General features: G+C 67.4%; 13 protein-coding genes. 2 read left to right on the top strand and 11 right to left on the bottom strand.

The annotated features are described in order from the left end of the window. Both GM672_RS17940 and GM672_RS17935 read left to right on the top strand, forming a co-directional pair. Positions 1-654 (top strand): chemotaxis protein CheC, encoded by a 654-nt coding sequence (locus GM672_RS17940; protein ID WP_155471904.1) that lies wholly within the window; start codon positions 1-3, stop codon positions 652-654. A gap of 3 nt (positions 655-657) precedes the next feature. Further along, on the top strand, positions 658-1626 hold the full coding sequence (locus GM672_RS17935; protein WP_155471903.1) for a sensor domain-containing diguanylate cyclase: 969 nt from the start codon (positions 658-660) through the stop codon (positions 1624-1626). 22 nt (positions 1627-1648) lie between these two features. Here the strand turns inward: GM672_RS17935 and GM672_RS17930 are convergent, their stop codons facing one another. The 11 genes from GM672_RS17930 to GM672_RS17880 all read right to left on the bottom strand — a co-directional run. Beyond that, positions 1649-2740: a protein-glutamate methylesterase/protein-glutamine glutaminase gene (locus GM672_RS17930; RefSeq protein WP_188915869.1), complete on the bottom strand. Its 1092-nt coding sequence runs from the start codon at positions 2738-2740 to the stop codon at positions 1649-1651. A gap of 32 nt (positions 2741-2772) precedes the next feature. After that, entirely contained in the window at positions 2773-3591 is an 819-nt protein-coding gene (locus GM672_RS17925) for a CheR family methyltransferase (protein WP_155471902.1), read from the bottom strand. 4 nt (positions 3592-3595) lie between these two features. Further along, the gene (locus tag GM672_RS17920; protein WP_155471901.1) at positions 3596-4132 is read right to left on the bottom strand and encodes a chemotaxis protein CheW; all 537 of its coding nucleotides are present in this window, start codon (positions 4130-4132) and stop codon (positions 3596-3598) included. Positions 4133-4143: 11 nt separating this feature from the next. Further along, on the bottom strand, positions 4144-6063 hold the full coding sequence (locus GM672_RS17915) for a HAMP domain-containing methyl-accepting chemotaxis protein (RefSeq protein WP_155471900.1): 1920 nt from the start codon (positions 6061-6063) through the stop codon (positions 4144-4146). A 30-nt stretch (positions 6064-6093) separates the two neighbouring features. Then, entirely contained in the window at positions 6094-7734 is a 1641-nt protein-coding gene (locus tag GM672_RS17910) for a methyl-accepting chemotaxis protein (RefSeq protein WP_170300124.1), read from the bottom strand. 36 nt (positions 7735-7770) lie between these two features. Continuing rightward, positions 7771-9885, bottom strand: coding sequence for a chemotaxis protein CheA (locus GM672_RS17905; protein WP_155471899.1), 2115 nt, complete (start codon positions 9883-9885; stop codon positions 7771-7773). Further along, the gene (locus GM672_RS17900) at positions 9882-10208 is read right to left on the bottom strand and encodes an STAS domain-containing protein (RefSeq protein WP_155471898.1); all 327 of its coding nucleotides are present in this window, start codon (positions 10206-10208) and stop codon (positions 9882-9884) included. Before GM672_RS17900 ends, GM672_RS17905 begins: the two co-directional genes overlap by 4 nt. Positions 10209-10257: 49 nt before the next feature. Then, positions 10258-10626 carry a response regulator gene (locus tag GM672_RS17895; protein ID WP_155471897.1) on the bottom strand — a complete coding sequence of 123 codons (369 nt, stop codon included), beginning with the start codon at positions 10624-10626 and terminating at the stop codon, positions 10258-10260. A gap of 8 nt (positions 10627-10634) precedes the next feature. After that, a complete protein-coding gene (locus tag GM672_RS29770) occupies positions 10635-11795 on the bottom strand; it encodes a methyl-accepting chemotaxis protein (protein WP_308807481.1) in 1161 nt (386 codons plus the stop codon). A gap of 441 nt (positions 11796-12236) precedes the next feature. Then, a complete protein-coding gene (locus tag GM672_RS17885) occupies positions 12237-16301 on the bottom strand; it encodes a beta strand repeat-containing protein (protein ID WP_155471895.1) in 4065 nt (1354 codons plus the stop codon). A 246-nt stretch (positions 16302-16547) separates the two neighbouring features. Continuing rightward, positions 16548-17331: PEP-CTERM sorting domain-containing protein (locus GM672_RS17880; RefSeq protein ID WP_155471894.1), on the bottom strand; the 784-nt coding region annotated here is incomplete at its 5' end.

Below are 17331 nucleotides of genomic sequence, written 5' to 3'. Positions count from 1 at the left end.
ATGGTCGAGCTCTCCGAACTGGAACACGACGCCCTCGTCGAGATCTTCAATATCGGCGTCGGCCAGGCGGCAGCGGCCATGAGCGGCATCGTCGGCGAGGAAGTGACGATGTCGGTGCCGTCGATTACCTTCCTGGCGCGCTCTGATGCGGCCCAGCTGCTGGAGCAGGCCCACCGGCAGAACGGCAGCGCTTCCAGCGGTGCCGGCGACACGCGCATCTGCGGCATCAGCCAGCATTACGAGGGGGCGTTCCAGACCGAGGCCATCCTGATGTTCCCGGAAGCGAAAAGCCTGGAGATCGTGCGCCTGATGGTGGGCGAATCGATTCCGCTGGCCGAGCTGTCCGAGATGGAACAGGAAGCGATGAGCGAAATCGGCAACATCATCCTCAATTCCTGCGTCGGCACCTTGGCCAATATCTTCCAGCACGAGCTGCACGGCTCCCTGCCCGTCTACCACGTGGGCAGCAGCGACGAAATCCTCGACGCCACCGGCACCCGGGCCGAGACGGTCGTGATGATGCTGCATATCGACTTCATCCTGGAAAAGCACCAGATCCACGGCTACGTGGCATTCGTGCTCGACGTCACCGCCCTGCACGACCTGAGGGAGCAGATCGACCGCTACCTGGCCCGCGCGATGGGGCAGCCCTGAAGCATGACGGATCTGCCTCGCCTGCAATTGCTCGAATGTGTGCTGGAAGCGGTCAGCGTCGGCACCGTCGTACTCGACCGGCAGCACCGCATCGTGCTGTGGAATAAATGGATGAGCCGTCATTCCGGCTGGGACCTGCACCGCGCCGTCGGTGCCGACCTGTTCGCGCTGCTGCCGGAACTGCGCGGCGGGCGCGTGCAGGCCGCCGTCACGCAGGCACTGGAGAACAATTTCTCGTCGCTGCTGTCGCAGACGCTGAACCGCTCGCCCTTCCCCCTGTTCTCCAATCCGGCCGCGCAGGCGCGGGGCGAACGGATGCAGCAGGCCGTCGCCGTCACGCCGCTGGCCCTGCCCGGCGTGGAGCGCCACTGCCTGATCCAGCTGACCGACGTCAGCATGGCGGCCGGCCGCGAGAAGCTGCTGCGCGAACAGACGGAACTATTGCGCATGCAGACCTTCTCGGACGGCCTGACGGGCGTGGCCAATCGCCGCGCCTTCGACGTGGCCATCGACCGCGAAGTGCGCCGCGCCAAGCGCAACGGCAGCATGGTGTCGCTGCTGATGATCGACATCGACTACTTCAAGCCCTACAACGACCACTACGGCCACCAGCAGGGCGACCAGTGCCTGATCCAGGTATCGAGCGCCCTGCAGGCGCTGCTGCAGCGCTCCGTGGACATGCTGGCCCGCTACGGCGGCGAGGAATTCGCCGTCATCCTGCCCGACAACGATGGGCAGCAGGCCATGCACATGGCGCGCACGCTGCACGCCCGCATCGAGGCCCTGGCCCTGCCGCATGAAAGCGCCCCCGGGCCCGTCAAGCATGTCACCGTCAGCATCGGCGTTGCCACCCTGGCGGCGGGCCGGCACGGCGAAGTGGCGGCCCTGATCGGCGCCGCCGACCACGCGCTGTATGCCGCCAAGCGGCAGGGGCGCAACGGCATCGTTGCCGCGCCGGACGAGCTCATTTGACCTGACCTGGCCTGCACTGCCCCTAGCGCACCGTCAGCTGCGCCAGGATCTCGCGGTCGATGCTTTTCAGCGCAACGGTCTTTTCGACGCCGCCGCGCTTGACGGCTTCCTTCGGCATCCCATAGACGACGCAGCTTTCCTCGTCCTGCGCCACGGTGCGGGCACCGGCCTTGCGCATTTCCAGCAGACCGGCGGCGCCGTCGTCGCCCATGCCCGTCATGATGATACCAAGCGCGTTGGCGCCGGCGTTGCGGGCGACGGAGCGGAACAGCACGTCCACGGACGGGCGATGCCGGTTGACCAGCGGGCCATTGACCACTTCCACATAATATTGGGCGCCGTCGCGGCGCAGCAGCATGTGGCGCCCGCCCGGCGCGATCAGGGCGCGGCCCGGCAGCACGCGGTCGTTGTGGCGCGCTTCCATCACGCGGATCTGGCACAGCTTGTCGAGCCGCTCGGCAAAGGCGGCCGTGAACTTTTCCGGCATGTGCTGGACGATGACGATGCCGGGCGTGACGCGCGGCAGCACCGTCAGCACTTCTTCCAGTGCCTGCGTGCCGCCCGTCGACGTGCCGATGGCCACCACCCGCTCGGTGGTCTGCAGCGGCACGCGCGACTCGCTGGGTGCGGCCAGGATGGCGTCGGCCGTCAGCTTGACGGCTGCCTGCGGCGGATGAGCGCTGACGGCGGCGCGCGCGGCCAGGCGCTTGACATTGACCTGGGCGGCGGCGCGCACGGCGGCGATCAGCTCATCGGCGCTGTCGTTGAGGAATTCCTTCAGGCCCAGGCGCGGCTTGGTGATGACCGACACCGCGCCGGCCGCCATGGCCGCCACGGTGGTCTCGGCGCCCCGTTCCGTCAGGGTCGAGCAGATCACCACGGGCGTGGGCCGCTCGGCCATGATCTTGCGCAGGAAGGTGATGCCGTCCATGCGCGGCATCTCGACGTCGAGCACGATCACGTCCGGCCACTGGTGCTTCATGCGCTCGATCGCCAGCAGCGGATCGGCCACCGCGTGCAGCAGGCGGATGCCGGGTGCCGATTGCAGCATGGCGCCCACCACCTTGCGCACCACGGCCGAATCGTCCACCACCATCACGTTGATCTCGTTCACGTTCGCTTCCTTCGCGGCGCGCGGGCCCGCATTCAGGCGGCCTTGCGGTAGACCGACGGGATCACCGGCACCACCGAGTCGCTGATTTCGTTGAGCGTCTCGGAATGGCCAATGATGAAATGCCCGCCCGGTTTCAGCTGCGACGTCACCCGTGCCACCACCTGCCGCTTGGTGTCGCCGTTAAAGTAGATCATCACGTTGCGCAGGAAGATGACGTCGAAGCTGCCGACGTCGGGCAGCGCCGTGTTCAGGTTCACCTGGCGCAGCTTTACGCGGCTGCGCAGGGTGCGTTCCACCAGCATCGTGCCCTGCTGTTCGGCGATGCCCTTCAGGCAGAAGCGGCGCAGGTAGTCCGGCGGCACGTGCGCGGCACGTTCCATCGGATAGTGGCCCGTGCGGGCCCGCTGCAGCACGCGCGTGCTGATATCCGAGCCCACCACTTCCCACGGCGCGTTGCCCAGCACGTCGGCCAGCACCATGGCGATGCTGTACGGCTCCTCGCCGGACGAGCATGCCGCGCTCCACACGCGAAACGGCATGCCCGCGCGCACGTTTGGCCGGGCCGCCTCGGCCGAGGCGCGCAGCAGTTCGAAGTGCTTGGCCTCGCGGAAGAAGTAGGTTTCGTTGGTGGTCAACAGGTCCACCGCGATCTGCGTCTCGTCCTTGTGCTGCCCGCTCGAGAGCATGCTGAAATACGCCTCGTAGCTGGACAGGCCATGGTGCGCCAGCCGCTTGGCCAGGCGCCCGCTGACGAGAGCCTTCTTGGCATCCGACATCGTGATGCCGGCGATATCGAAGATAAAGCGCTGGAACAGCGTGAATTCGCGCTCGCTGATCGGGTAGGCACTCATCGCGTCAGGCCGCTGCCGGCACGCTTGCCGCGCCTGTCACGTCGGGCAAGGTCGCCAGTGCATCCAGCGCCAGCACCTGGCCGACGTTGAGCAGGATGACGAACTTGCCGTTCAACTTGCCCATGCCGGCGATGAAGTCGCCCTGGATGCGGGTACCGAACGACGGTGCCGGTTCGATCTCGCTGGCGGCGATATCGAGCACCGCGCTGACCGAGTCGACCACTACGCCCGTGACCTGGCGCTCGCCGTCCGTTTCCGTTTCGACGATGACGATGCAGGTGCGCTTGCCCGGCACCGCCAGGGGCCGGCCGAAGCGCGCGGCCAGGTCCATCACGGGCACCACGGCGCCACGCAGGTTGATGACGCCGCGAATACATTCGGGCATCATCGGCACTTCCGTGATGCCGGAGAACTCGATGATCTCCTTGACGCCCATGATGCCGATGGCGAACGATTCGCCGCCCAGCATGAACGTCAGGTACTGGGCGGTATCACCCGCGTTGTCGACGGCTGCCGACTGCTGTTTGCTTGACTGCTTCATTTTCTGCTCGCTCAGAATTTCGTGAAGTTCGCTTCGTCCGGATCGCCCGGCAGCGCGAAGCCGTCGGCCAGCTTCAAGGTGGCGCGGCGGGTGCCGCCCCGCACGGCCTGGCGACGCGGGGCCACGGCCAGCGTGGCGCGCGCCGGCGCGGCGTCCAGGTGGAAGAAGCCGATGGCCTGCTGCAGCTGTTCGGCCTGGCTGCTCATTTCCTCGGCCGTGGCCGCCAGTTCCTCGGAGCTCGATGCGTTCTGCTGCGTGCCCTGGCTCATCTGGCCCACGGCTGCGTTGATCTGGCCGACGCCGGCCGACTGCTCTTCCGACGCGGCCGTGATTTCCTGCACCAGGTCGGAAGTCCTGCGGATGTTCGGCACGATCTCGTCCAGCAGCGCACCGGCCCGTTCGGCCAGTTGCACGCTGTTGCTGGCCACTTCGCTGATTTCCTGGGCCGCCACCTGGCTGCGTTCGGCCAGCTTGCGCACTTCGGCCGCGACGACCGCGAAGCCCTTGCCGTGTTCACCGGCGCGGGCCGCCTCGATGGCAGCGTTCAGCGCCAGCAGATTGGTCTGGTAGGCGATATCGTCGATGATGCCGATCTGCTTGGCGATCTGCTTCATCGCCACCACCGTGGCCTTGACGGCCTCGCCGCCTTCGGCCGCTTCCTTGGCGGCCTTGCCGGCCATGCCGTCGGTGACGCGGGCATTCTCCGTGTTCTGCGAGATCGACGCCGTCATCTGTTCCAGCGACGCGGAAGTCTCCTCGACGCTGGCGGCCTGCTCGGACGCGGCCTGCGACAGCGACTGCGCCGTGGCGCTGACTTCTTCCGACGCGCTGGCCAGCGATTCGGCGCTGGCATTGACTTCGCCGACGACGGCGGCCAGTTTGTCCATCGTGCCGTTCGAATAATCCTTCAGCTGGGCGAACGCGCCCTGGTAGTCCTTGTCGATGCGCTTGGTCAGGTCGCCCTCGGCCAGCGCCGACATCACGCGCACCACGTCGGCGATGCTGGCGCCCGTGGTGGCCACCAGCTGGTTCAGGCCATCGCCCATCTCCTTCTGGAAGCCCTGCAGGCCGGCCGTATCGACACGGGCCTCGAAGGCGCCCCGGTTGGCCGCCTCGACGACGGTGCGCTGGCCGTCGATGACCTGGCGCAGCTTGGCCACCATCTCGCCCACCGCGTGCAGCATGCTGTCATGGTCGCCCTGGCGCAGCGAGACGTCGGCCGACAGGTCGCCGGCCGAGATGCGTTTCAACAGGTCGGCCGCGTAGGCCGGTTCGCCGCCGATCTGGCGCGTGATGGCGAAGGTGATCCACGTCGCCATGGCGATCGACAGCAGGATGGCGATCCCGCCCAATGTCAGCTGCTGGGTCTCGGCGCGGGCATCGGCTTCGGCCGCGGCCAGGCCGGCCGCTTCCATCGCGTCGTCCTGGTGGGCGATGATCTTGCGGATCGATTCGATATAGGTGGCCTGGATCGTATCGGCCTGTTCGACCAGCAAGGCGCGCGCTTCGTCGCGCCGGCCTTCGGCGGCCAGGCGCAGGAACTGCTCCTGCACCACCTTGTAGCGTTCGCGGTTTTCCTGCGCCACGCGCAGCGATTCCCGGCCCTTTTCCGAGCGCACGGTCTTTTCCAGGCTGTCGAAGTTGGTGCGCAGCTCGGTGCGGTTTGCTTCGATCGTGGCCAGTTCGCGGCGGCGCTTGTCGGCGTCGTCGAAGATGATCAGGTTGCGCATCGACAGGGCGATCTGGCGAATATTGCCGATCAGCTGGTAGCTGGTGACGACCTTCGGGTACTTGTCGTTGACGACCTGCTCGACATTGCTGCTGATGCCGGCGATGCTGCGCAGGCCCAGCAGGACCATGCCGATCAACAGCACACAGACGACGCCGAAGGCCAGGGCCAGGCGCACGCTTAATTTCAGGTTACGAAACATGGGGTTCTCCATGCGGCTCGCGCCGCCGTATTATTGGAATCGGGTGAACGACGCTTCGTCCGGCGCCACCATCTCGGCGGCGAAGGCCGGGTTGCTCATGGCGATGCCGGGACGGCTCTTCACGGCGCGTGCCGGGGTCTTGGGGGCGGCCGGCCTGCGCGGCACACTGCCGTCGCCCTGCAGGCGGAAGAAGGACATGGCCTGTTGCAGCTGTTCGGCCTGGCTGCTCATTTCCTCGGCGGTTGCTGCCAGTTCCTCGGAGCTCGACGCGTTCTGCTGCGTCGTCTGGCTCATCTGGCCCACGGCGGCATTGATCTGGCCGACGCCGGCCGACTGCTCTTCCGACGCGGCCGTGATTTCCTGCACCAGGTCCGACGTCTTGCGGATGTTCGGCACCATTTCGTCCAGCAGCGCGCCGGCCCGTTCGGCCAGTTCCACGCTGTTGCTGGCCACTTCGCCGATTTCCTGGGCCGCCACCTGGCTGCGTTCGGCCAGCTTGCGCACTTCGGCCGCCACCACGGCGAAGCCCTTGCCGTGTTCACCGGCGCGGGCCGCCTCGATGGCCGCGTTCAGCGCCAGGAGATTGGTCTGGTAGGCGATGTCGTCGATGATGCCGATCTGCTTGGCGATCTGCTTCATGGCCACCACGGTGGCCTTGACGGCCTCGCCGCCTTCGGCCGCTTCGTTGGCGGCCTTGCCGGCCATGCCGTCGGTGACGCGGGCATTCTCAGTGTTCTGCGAAATCGACGCCGTCATCTGTTCCAGCGACGCGGAAGTCTCCTCGACGCCGGCGGCCTGCTCGGACGCGGCCTGCGACAGCGACTGCGCCGTGGCGCTGACTTCTTCCGACGCGCTGGCCAGCGACTGCGCGCTGCCGTTGACTTCACCGACCACCTGGGTCAGGCGCGACACCATATTGCGCATGGCCGCCAGCAGCTGGCCCGCTTCGTCACGCGACGTCACTTCCACCGTCACGGTCAGGTCGCCGGCGGCCAGGCTGTCGGCCACCTGCACGGCCTGGCGCAGCGGACGGGTGATCGACAGCGTGATCAAGGTGGCCACCACGGCGGCCAGCAGCACGGCGCCGGCGGCCATCATCAGCATCAGCGAGCGGGTCTGCTCGTAACTGTCGTGGGCCTGCTTCGACTGGGCGTCCATCAGCGTGTTCTGGTAGTCGGCCAGCACGTCCAGCGCTTCGCCCAACTGGTTGTTGGTGCTCAGGAATTCGGTCTTGATGTAGTCCGTCGCCAGCTTGCGGTCGCTGCGTTCGAGCTGGAAGAACTTCTCGTACTTCGGCTCCAGTGCGGCGCGGGCGTCGGCGATGTTCTTGAACAGCGCGCGACCCTTGTCGGTGACCAGCATCTTCTCGACCTGGGCCGATTGCGTGGCGATCGTGGCGCGATTGGCCTCGATGATCTTGCGGTACTTGCTGCTCTCCTCGTCGCTCGCCGACAGCAGCATGTTGCGCATTTGCCGGCCCGTGTCGATGCTGGCGCGGATCATGTCCTTGGCCATCACCACTTTCGGATAGGCGTTTTCCGTGATCTGGCGGGTGGCCTCGTTCATGCCGCTCATGCGTTGCATGGCCAGCACGGCAAGCACGATCAGCAGTGCGACGACGGCACCAAAGGCCAGGGCCAGGCGGATACCGATTTTCAGATTTTTAAGCACGATGGCTCCCAACTATTGAAACGTTTGAAAAATGACCTATGCCGCCGCCGCGCTGCGCTCGTCCTCGACGCTGAGCAGCGCCGCCATGTCGAGAATCAGTGCCACGTCGCCGTTGCCGAGAATCGACGAGCCGCTCAGGAAGCGCACGCCGGAAAACACCTTGCCCAACGGCTTGATCACCGTCTGGAATTCGCCCAGCAGTTGGTCCACCACGAGGCCGGCCTTGCGGCTGCCGTAGCGCACCACCACGATGCTCTGCCGTCGCGCCGGGGCGCCGTCGACGGCAAATCGTTCACGCAGCCGCACGAAGGGCATGGCCTGGCCGCGCAGGTCGATGTAGTCGTGCAGTGGGTCGTCACGGAATTCAACGCATTCCTCCACCATGTCCATCGGAATGACGAAGACGGACTTGCCCACGCCGACCTGGAAGCCGTTGATGATGGCCAGGGTCAGCGGAAGGCGCACCGTCACCGTCGTGCCTTCCCCTTCCGTGCTGGCCATCTCCACGCTGCCGCGCAGGGCGACGATATTGCGCTTGACGACATCCATGCCGACGCCGCGGCCGGACAGGTTGGTGACCTGTTCGGCCGTGGAGAAGCCCGGCTCGAAGATCAGGCCGAAGATTTCCTTGTCCGACAACACCCGGCCCGGCTCGACCAGGCCCCGCTCGATGGCCTTGGCCAGGATGCGGTCGCGCTTCAAGCCGCCGCCGTCGTCGCTCACTTCGATGACGATGCTGCCCGACTCGTGGTAGGCGTTCAGCGACACCACGCCCTGGGCCGGCTTGCCGCGCGCCAGGCGCACGTCGGCCGGCTCGATGCCGTGGTCCATCGCATTGCGCACCAGGTGGGTCAGCGGATCGCCGATCTTTTCCACCACGGTCTTGTCCAGCTCTGCGTCCTCGCCGCTGACGTCCAGGCGGATGTCCTTGCCGATCTCGCGCGAGACGTCGTGCACCACGCGCTGGAAGCGGTTGAAGGTGGCGCCGATCTTCACCATGCGCAGCTGCAGCGCGCTGTCCCGCACCTCTTCCACGAGGCCGGACAGGGTCGACGTGCATTCCAGCAGTTCGGGAATCTGCGTGCGGCGGGCGATCAGGTTGGCGCCGGCGCCGGCGATGATCAGTTCACCGACCAGGTTGATGAGGCGATCGAGCTTGTCGGCGTCGACCCGCACGGAACGGTTTTCCTGGCGCGGTTCGTTGGCCTGCTTCTGCTTCGACAACGCCGCCTCCACCACGGGCGGGCGCACCAGCCCCTGGCCCACCAGGATTTCGCCCAGCGGCGCGGCCTGGGCGCCGCCGGCGCTTTGCACGGCCAGCGCCTGCTCCAGTTCGCGCGCCGTGATGCTGCCGCTGCGTACCAGCATTTCGCCCAGCAGGCTGCGTTGTTCCGGCATGTCGTCGATCAGCTGCACGTATTCCGACACCTTGGTGCGCGGCGCCAGGATGCGGATCTGGCAGTCGTCGCGGACGAAGTCGAACACCTCGTCGATGGCGGCCTTGTCGGCGGCGGTGGAGAAGCCGATCTCGAACCCCAGGTAGCACGATTCGGCGTCGAAGCCTTCCACGGCCGGCAATGCGTCGTCCAGCAGTGCGATATCGGTGATCTGGCCCATCTGGCCCAGGTAGCGCAGGAAGGACAGCGGGTCCATGCCGTTGCGCAGCACGTCCGGGCCGAAGCGCAGCGAGATGTGCCACTGCTCCGCCGTGGCAGGGGCCGCGGCGGCGGGGGCGTTCTTCGCCACCGGTGCCGCCGCGGCGGGCGCGCCCAGGTAGGCCTGGAGGCGCTCGCACAGCGGCGCGCCTTGCGCCGTCAGCGCGTCGTCGCCCGCCAGGGTGCCTGCTTCGACCGCATCGACCAGCGCGCCGATGTGGTCGCAGCAGGTCAGCAGCAAGGCCACCAGGTCGTCCGTCACGGGCACCGTGCCGGCGCGTACCTTGTCGAGCACACTCTCGGCCACGTGGGTGAAGTCGACCACGGCGTCCAGGCCGAACATGCCGGCCGAACCCTTGATGGTGTGGGCAGCGCGGAACACGGCGTTGACGGCCTCGTCGCCTTCCTCGGCCACGTGCAGCAGCGCGTGCTCCATCGCCTCGAGCAGGTCGCGGCTCTCGGCGATGAAGGTGTGGATCAGCTGGTCGAGATTCATGCGCCCTCCCCGGCGAAACGTGCCGTCAGGCCCGTCAGTTCAAATACCTCGCGCACGGCCAGGCTGCAGGCATCGAGCCGCAGGACCTGGCCCTGGCGCTGCAATTCGCGCCGGGCCAGCAGCAGCAATTGCATGCCGGCGCTGTCGAATTCCGTCACGTCGGACAGGTCCAGCGCCAGCGCACGCGCCTCGGCCACGGCCTGCGCCACGGCGCCGGCCAGCACGTCCTTCAGCTCCGCCGCGCGGTAGATCGTCATCTCGCCTTCGATGCGCAGGGCAACAGCTTCCCCTTGGCCCGCCGGGCCAATTTCGCCAATCGTCATGGAATACTCCCCGGCGCGTACGCCGGCAATGGGTTGGTTCGCCAGGCCTTTACGGCATGACCAGTTTCTGTACCGCCGCCAGCAGCGTGTCCGGCTTGAACGGCTTGACCATCCAGGCGCGCGCGCCGGCGGCCTGGCCCTGGGCCTTCTTGTCTTCCTGCGATTCGGTCGTCAGCATCAGCACGGGCGTGAACTTGTAGGCCGCGCGCGTCTTCAGTTCCTTGACGAAGGTGATGCCATCCATGTTGGGCATGTTGACGTCGCTGATGATCAGGTTGACCTTCTGCCCGGTCAGCTTGGCCAGCGCGTCAACGCCGTCCACGCCTTCGATGACGTCATAGCCAGCCTGCTTCAATGCGATGCTGACGACCTGGCGGATCGACAGCGAGTCGTCCACGACCATGATGGTTTTTGCCATGAGAGTTCCTAGAAAAATGTGATTTCTTCGGCCTGCTGGGGTGCAGGTTTCGCGGCGCCCTGGTGGAGCGCGTGTTCTTCCGCCATTGCGTACGTGCTTTCCAGCTCGGCCAGCAGGGCGCGCGCTTCCAGCACCGGCAGATCGGCGTCCGGGTTGGTCGGGCCGCCGGCGGTGCGCTGGCGGTGTTCTTCCAGGTAGACCGGCATGCGGGCGATGTTCTGCTGCACGTGCGACAGGATCTGGCTGACCCGATCCTGGAACTGCAGTTGCACCAGCGCGTCGGCCACTTCAGCCTTGATGCCCACGCTTTCGCGCTGCAGCAGGTCCGACGATTGCACCAGCGCGTCGGTCACGCCGCGGAATGCGTCCAGTACCTTGTTGATGGTGTCGCCCGACGCCTGTACCGAGCGCTGTTCGTCGCGCATCGACTCGCCGGCCGCGAAACTGGTGCTGGCGATGGCATTGCTGATCTGGCCGACTTGCTGGGCGATATGCTTGCCCGCTTCGGCCGACCGGTTCGACAGCATGCGCACCTCGTTGGCGACGACGGCAAAGCCTCGCCCCGCCTCGCCGGCGCGGGCCGCCTCGATAGCCGCGTTCAGCGCCAGCAGGTTGGTCTGCCAGGCGATGCTGGCCACGTCGGCAGCCATCTTCTGCAGCTGCGCCGTGATGTGCTGCAGGCCTTCGATCTTTTCCAGCATGGCCGACTTGCTGGCCGCCGCGCTGGCCAGCATGTCCAGCAGCGAGCGCAGTTCGCGCTCGCTGTCGGCGAACACTTCGACCATGCCGCCGCCTTCCTTGTTGCGTGCCTCGCCCGAAGCGGCCAGGGCCTGCTCCAGCTTGAACACGATGCCGGAAAACTGGCCCACCAGGGCCACGATGGCCGCTTCCATCTGGTCGCGCGAGGCACCGATGTGGGAGGACCAGACGCCGGCGACTTCCTCGCCGAACTGCTGGCGGCTGGCCAGGTAGGCCCCCAGCGCATGGTCGGCGGCAGGCTGGCGGGCAGCACCGTGCAGGCTGGCAGCGACGCCGGCTCCCAGCAGTACGGCGGCGGTCAGCCAACCATGCCATTGACCGTCGGCCAGCGGCACGATGGCCACGGCGGCACCGGCGCCGATCGCGGCCGGATAATAGTCGGACAGCTGGCGTAATTTGAACGAACGCACCAAGGATTCTCCACGAGCACTATTGGAATATTTATCACGAACAATTACCACTAGTCGTCGATAATGTCGCGGCACGGGTCGGATGCGTGAAATGCATGGCGCGTGCTATTCACAATCATTGCAGATCGTATTGCCGTAGCGCAAGCAGTGGCGTGGCTTTTCGCTTGGAAGGTCGCTTAAAACAGACAGCGCTTGATTTAATGAAATGCCTAATTGAAAGCAGGCTGATTTAAAGGCATTTCTTTTCGCCATCTACATGCATTTAATGCAGCGGTCCAAACCAGCAGTAGGGCGTGCCCCATTGACACGCAGGGTGATATTTCCTGAGAACCGGTGTCTGACACCGGTTATTCGCAATACCTTTCAAAAGTCGCTAGCTGACAGTGGAACAAAAAAGCCGCGTGCTGGCAGGCACGCGGCTTGGCTGGAGAGCTGAAGTAATCAGGCCTTGCCGGCCGTCTCACGCTGGCGGTGCTGGCGCGCCGCCAGCAGGGCCAGGCCGCCCAGCAGCAGCATCCACGTGCCCGGTTCCGGCACGGCCGTGACGGCGAAGCCGTAGTCGAAGGCCAGGCCGCCGGCGCCGGCGAAGGTGAAGCCGGCCGTCAGCAGCAAGTCCTGGTGGCCCGCCGCCAGCGTTCCGAGCGAGAAGCTGCCGTCGCTGAAGAACAACTGGGCGTCGGCCAGCGACGTGAACGAGCGCGAGAACAGTTCCGTACCGTTGTTCGACACCGTCAGTTCCAGCAGGGTCAGGCCCGTGCCGAAGCCGGTGCTGCCGAAGGTGCCCAGTTTCAGCGCGCTGTCCGTGCCCGTGTCGAACGCGAAGCCGGCCTGGGTTTCGTACGTCAGCACGCCGGTGCCGCTGTAGGAAGCACCTTGCGTGCCGGCGCCCAGCAATGGGGAAGCCCCCGCCGCCGCATCCGGCGTGCCGGTGGCGTACGCCACGGCCTGGAAGCCCTGGACACTGCCCAGCGCCAGCGGCGTGCCGCCCAGTTGCGCGGCCGTGGCGGCCACGGCAGTGCCAGCCACGTCGGCACGTGCGTCCGTCGTCACCGTCACGCCGCCGTGGCTGGCAACGCTTTGCGCCACAGCGCTGCCGGACTTGCCGGCGGCGGTGGCCAGGGCATCGCTGCCGGCACCCGCACCGGTCGAGCGGGACGAGGCCAGCGCCTGGGCACTGCCCTGCACGCTACCGGCACCACCGGTGGCGGTGGCTTGAGCACTGGCGCGACCCGCCGCCGTAGCGCTGGCGGTGGCCTGGGCGTTGCCGCCGTGGACTGACAGCGGGTCACGGGGATCGATGCGCTCGCCGCCGCGTGCTTCGGCCTGGCTGACGGCGCGGGTGATACCGGTGCCGTTGGCCGTTGCCACGGCATCGCCGCCGCGCATGGCGTTGCCGCCGATCGCACGCGCCAGCAACGTCACATCCCGGGCATTGCCGCTGACCGTGGCGGTGCCGCTGCCGCCGGCACCGCCATCGGTATGGTACCGGCCCCGCCCCCCCACTCCACCCGTGGCTGTGCTGCGCAGTGTCAGGCTGTTCGCCGTCACGTCGTCCAGCGACAGTGTCGAAGAGCCATTGCCGCCATTGCCGCCCACCGTGCCCCAGCTGCCGGCGCCGCCGGTAGCAAACTGGTTCAGCACCAGCGCACCCGTCGTGTTGCCGCGTGCCGCATTGACCAGAGCAACCTGCTTGCCATCCCTGCCTGGCTCGCCGCTATCAGTGAGGCTGACGCCGCCCGTGCCCTGTGCCGTGACGTCCACCTTGCCGCCCGCCGAACTGCCGAACGCAGTGACATCGACGCCACCGCCCACGGAGAGCGGGCCGCTAGCAGCACCGCCCGTGGCCGTGGACGAAATCGTGACGTCCGCCGCGCTGCTGGTACGACCGGTGGCATGGCTGCTTGCCATGCCACCGGTCGTGGCGACTGGGGAGCTGTCGGAGCCGAAGGCATTCCCCTTCGCCGTGGCGGCGCCGACGATCGCGCCATCACCTTCCAGTGCAAGCACGGCCGTGGCATTGCCACCGGCCGGGGCGCCGCTGCTGGTTGCCAGGGGCGAATTGCCCGTCGCGATGGCCTTGCCATCCAGGTTGCCGCTGCCTGTCAGCGTCAGCGTAGCGCTGGCATTGCCGCCCCGATCGGGCTGCGCCTGGTGCTGGCCACTGTTCGAGCCGGCGCTGGCTTCGCTGACAGCGACGGTAGAGCGCGCCTGCACGCCCGTCAGGACGAGTTCCGCGCTGGCGTTGCCCCCGCTGCGGGCGTTGGCCTCAGCGCCGCCGTTGCCCCCCTTCGCACGTACCGTGACGTTCAGGTCGCCGGCACGTTGCCCCGCCACGGACAGCCGCGAAGACGCATCGCCGCCGCGGCCGCTGGACGTCTCACCCACGCCGCCGTTGCCGCCCCGCGCTTCCTGCACCAGCGTCAGGCTGCCCGTGGTGGCGCCGCTGACGGCATCGGCGAGATGCGAGTCAGCGCCATTGCCGCCCGCGCCGAAGTAAACATATTGATCCGTTTCGGTCCAGCTGCCATCGCCACCGACCTGCAGGGCGCTGACGCTGACGGCGCCGCCGCCGGCCGAACTGCCGCTGGCGCTGGCCGATGCGGTGCCGCCATCGCCGTGATGCAGCATCGGCATCCAGTAAGCCGGCTTGTAGCCGTTGCCGCCGTAGGCACTGGCGGCGACGGTGACGGCACCGCTGCCGGAACTGCTGCCGTGCGCGACTGCGGTGCCCAGTCCGCCGCTATTGCCCGGGGCGTCCCCGCCGCCGCCCACGCCGCCGCGCCCGATTGCCGTCACGTCGACGACGCCGGCGCCGCGGCCCTGGACCAGTGCGTTGCCGCTGCCGCCATTACCGAATACCGAGGTATCGGAAGCGCCGCCCAAGCCGCCGGTACCGGTGCCGGTCAGCTTCATGCGCGTATTGCTGCTGTCGTTGACGATCACCGTCGAGATGCCGCTACCACCCGTTGCACCCTGCAGGCCCTTGCTGGCGCCGCCAATGCCACCCGTCATGTCCTGGCTGATCGTCAGCAAGCCGCTGGTGCCGGTGGCAGCGCCGATGACACCGATGGCATTGCCACCGACCCCACCCATGGCGCCGCCGTCGCCGTTGCCACCGCCATTGGCATCGCCCGTGACGGCGATGGTGACGGCGCCGCTGGTGGAACGGCCTTCCGTCGTCAGCAGCGTGTCCGCGCCCCGCGCTGCCGTCCGGCCCACACCGGTGGCGCCAGTGGTGTAGCCACCCGCGGCCAGGTTCTGCACTTCGACGCTGCCGGCACCCGCCGCAACAACACGAATCGTACCGGTATTGGCCGACAGGTAGTCATTTTGCCGAGCAGCATGGACATGGATGCTACTGGCACCGACCACCCGGCCCTTGCCGCTGATATCGACAGTACTGGTGGCGACGCCGCCCGTGCTGGCTGCCCGCACGGTACCTGTGACGTCCCCTTCGCCACGCAGCACCATGCTGCCCGTAGCGGTGCCGGCGACGGTGCTGTGGCCGCTGGTGGCGGCAACATAGGCTTTCATCGTCGCGCCACTGCGCGTCGAACTGGCTCGCAATGCAGCGTCCGCGTTGGCCGCTGTGTTCGACTGCGCGAAGGAAAAAGTGTCACCACCCCGGGCCTTGACTTCGATATCCAGACTCGACGCCGCGCTGTCGCTCAACTCCAGCGAGCTCGATCCGCTGCCGCCCGAGCCACCGCCGAGCGGCCCGCTCGTCGCGTTGCCGCCGGTTGCAAATTGCTGCAGCCGCAGGGCGCCCGTGGTGGCGCCGGACACGGCGTTGACCAGGGTGACGCTGCCGCCGTCGCCGCCCATGCGGCTGGCACTGCTGCCGCCCACACCGCCGGTGCTCTGGGCCAGTACGGAAACGTTGCCGGTATCGGAGCTGGCGAAGGCGACGCTGGTGGCTGTGCCGCCCTGCCCGCCTTGCCCTGCATTGCTGGCGCGGCCCGCGCCACCATTGCTGTAGGCTTCGGCCCTGGCGCTGTTGTTGCCATGCGCGATGCTGTGTGCAACGGCGTTGCCCGTACCGCCCGTGCCACCGGTACCCGCCACGCCCGGGGTACTGCCGGTACCGGCGCCGCCAGCCGTGCCGCTGATCCCGCCAGCCCCGCCCGTCGCTTGCACATAGGTACGCGTATCGCCACTGGCCAGCGTGCCGTGGCCAGTGGCGACCGCATCGCCGCCCTGCCCGCCGTTGCCGCCGTTGCCACCGGGCGTCTGTGCATTGCCGGCCGCACCCCGGCCGCCGCCGCCGCCGATACCACCCGTCGCACGGACGATGGTCTCGGCGTCTTCAACCGGTCCGACATTGGCGATGCCGCTGCCGCCCGTTCCCCCCGTTGCCCCGGGCGCACCCGGCGTGGCGCCGTTGGCGCCGACGGTGCCGTCGGTGCCCTTGACGATGGTTTCTGCCGCATACCCGTGTTGGGCCAACAGGGCCAGCAACAATGGGGTGGCGCACAGGAAACGGTGCGGTGTGGTCGATACTGGCATGGAATTCCTCTTGAAATAGTAAATGGCGGTGGGGACGAGCGGTGCGAAACGACGATATCTCGCTTACTCGGGATTATCGTTTTTACAAGCAAAAAACAAGTTGAAAATTCCTGAACAATTCCTGAAATCCGCAGGAGCGACCTGGAGCCACAAGTGCCGCTGCGTGCCTTGATGCCGCCGGCTTTCGGTTGGCGAAAAAAAGCCGCGTGCTGGCAGGCACGCGGCTTGGCTGGAGAGCTGAAGTAATCAGGCCTTGCCGGCCGTCTCACGCTGGCGGTGCTGGCGCGCCGCCAGCAGGGCCAGGCCGCCCAGCAGCAGCAGCCACGTGCCCGGTTCCGGCACGGCCGTGACGGCGAAGCCGTAGTCGAAGGCCAGGCCGCCGGCGCCGGCGAAGGTGAAGCCGGCTGTCAGCAGCAGGTCCTGATGGCCCGCCGCCAGCGTTCCGAGCGAGAAGCTGCCGTCGCTGAAGAACAGCTGGGCGTCGGCCAGCGACGTGAACGAGCGCGAGAACAGTTCCGTACCGTTGTTCGACACCGTCAGCTCCAGCAGGGTCAGGCCCGTGCCGAAGCCGGTGCTGCCGAAAGTGCCCAGTTTCAGCGCGCTGTCCGTGCCCGTGTCGAACGCGAAGCCGGCCTGGGTTTCGTACGTCAGCACGCCGGTGCCGCTGTAGGAAGCGCCTTGCGTGCCGGCGCCCAGCAATGGGGAAGCCCCCGCTGCCGCATCCGGCGTGCCGGTGGCATACGAGACTGCCTGGAAGCCCTGGACACTGCCCAGCGCCAGCGGCGTGCCGCCCAGTTGCGCGGCCGTGGCGGCCACGGCAGTGCCGGCGACGTCGGCACGTGCGTCCGTCGTCACCGTCACGCCGCCGTGGCTGGCAACGCTTTGCGTCACAGCGCTGCCGGACTTGCCGGCGGCCGTGGCCAGGGCATCGCTGCCGGCACCCGCACCGGTCGAGCGCGACGAGGCCAGGGCCTGGGCACTGCCCTGCACGCTACCGGCGCCGCCCGTGGCAGTGGCCTGCGCGCTGGCG

Origin of the sequence: Pseudoduganella buxea, assembly GCF_009720835.1 — a bacterium.
Taxonomy (GTDB): domain Bacteria; phylum Pseudomonadota; class Gammaproteobacteria; order Burkholderiales; family Burkholderiaceae_D; genus Rugamonas; species Rugamonas buxea.
This window is presented reverse-complemented; position numbering and strand designations above follow the sequence as displayed.

Coding starts and splice junctions, on each gene's coding strand:
- GM672_RS17935 (WP_155471903.1), top strand. CDS start 658: ATGACGGATCTGCCTCGCCTGCAATTGCTCGAATGTGTGCTGGAAGCG.
- GM672_RS17895 (WP_155471897.1), bottom strand. CDS start 10,626: ATGGCAAAAACCATCATGGTCGTGGACGACTCGCTGTCGATCCGCCAG.
- GM672_RS17925 (WP_155471902.1), bottom strand. CDS start 3,591: ATGAGTGCCTACCCGATCAGCGAGCGCGAATTCACGCTGTTCCAGCGC.
- GM672_RS17915 (WP_155471900.1), bottom strand. CDS start 6,063: ATGTTTCGTAACCTGAAATTAAGCGTGCGCCTGGCCCTGGCCTTCGGC.
- GM672_RS17885 (WP_155471895.1), bottom strand. CDS start 16,301: ATGCCAGTATCGACCACACCGCACCGTTTCCTGTGCGCCACCCCATTG.
- GM672_RS17920 (WP_155471901.1), bottom strand. CDS start 4,132: ATGAAGCAGTCAAGCAAACAGCAGTCGGCAGCCGTCGACAACGCGGGT.
- GM672_RS17900 (WP_155471898.1), bottom strand. CDS start 10,208: ATGACGATTGGCGAAATTGGCCCGGCGGGCCAAGGGGAAGCTGTTGCC.
- GM672_RS17905 (WP_155471899.1), bottom strand. CDS start 9,885: ATGAATCTCGACCAGCTGATCCACACCTTCATCGCCGAGAGCCGCGAC.
- GM672_RS17940 (WP_155471904.1), top strand. CDS start 1: ATGGTCGAGCTCTCCGAACTGGAACACGACGCCCTCGTCGAGATCTTC.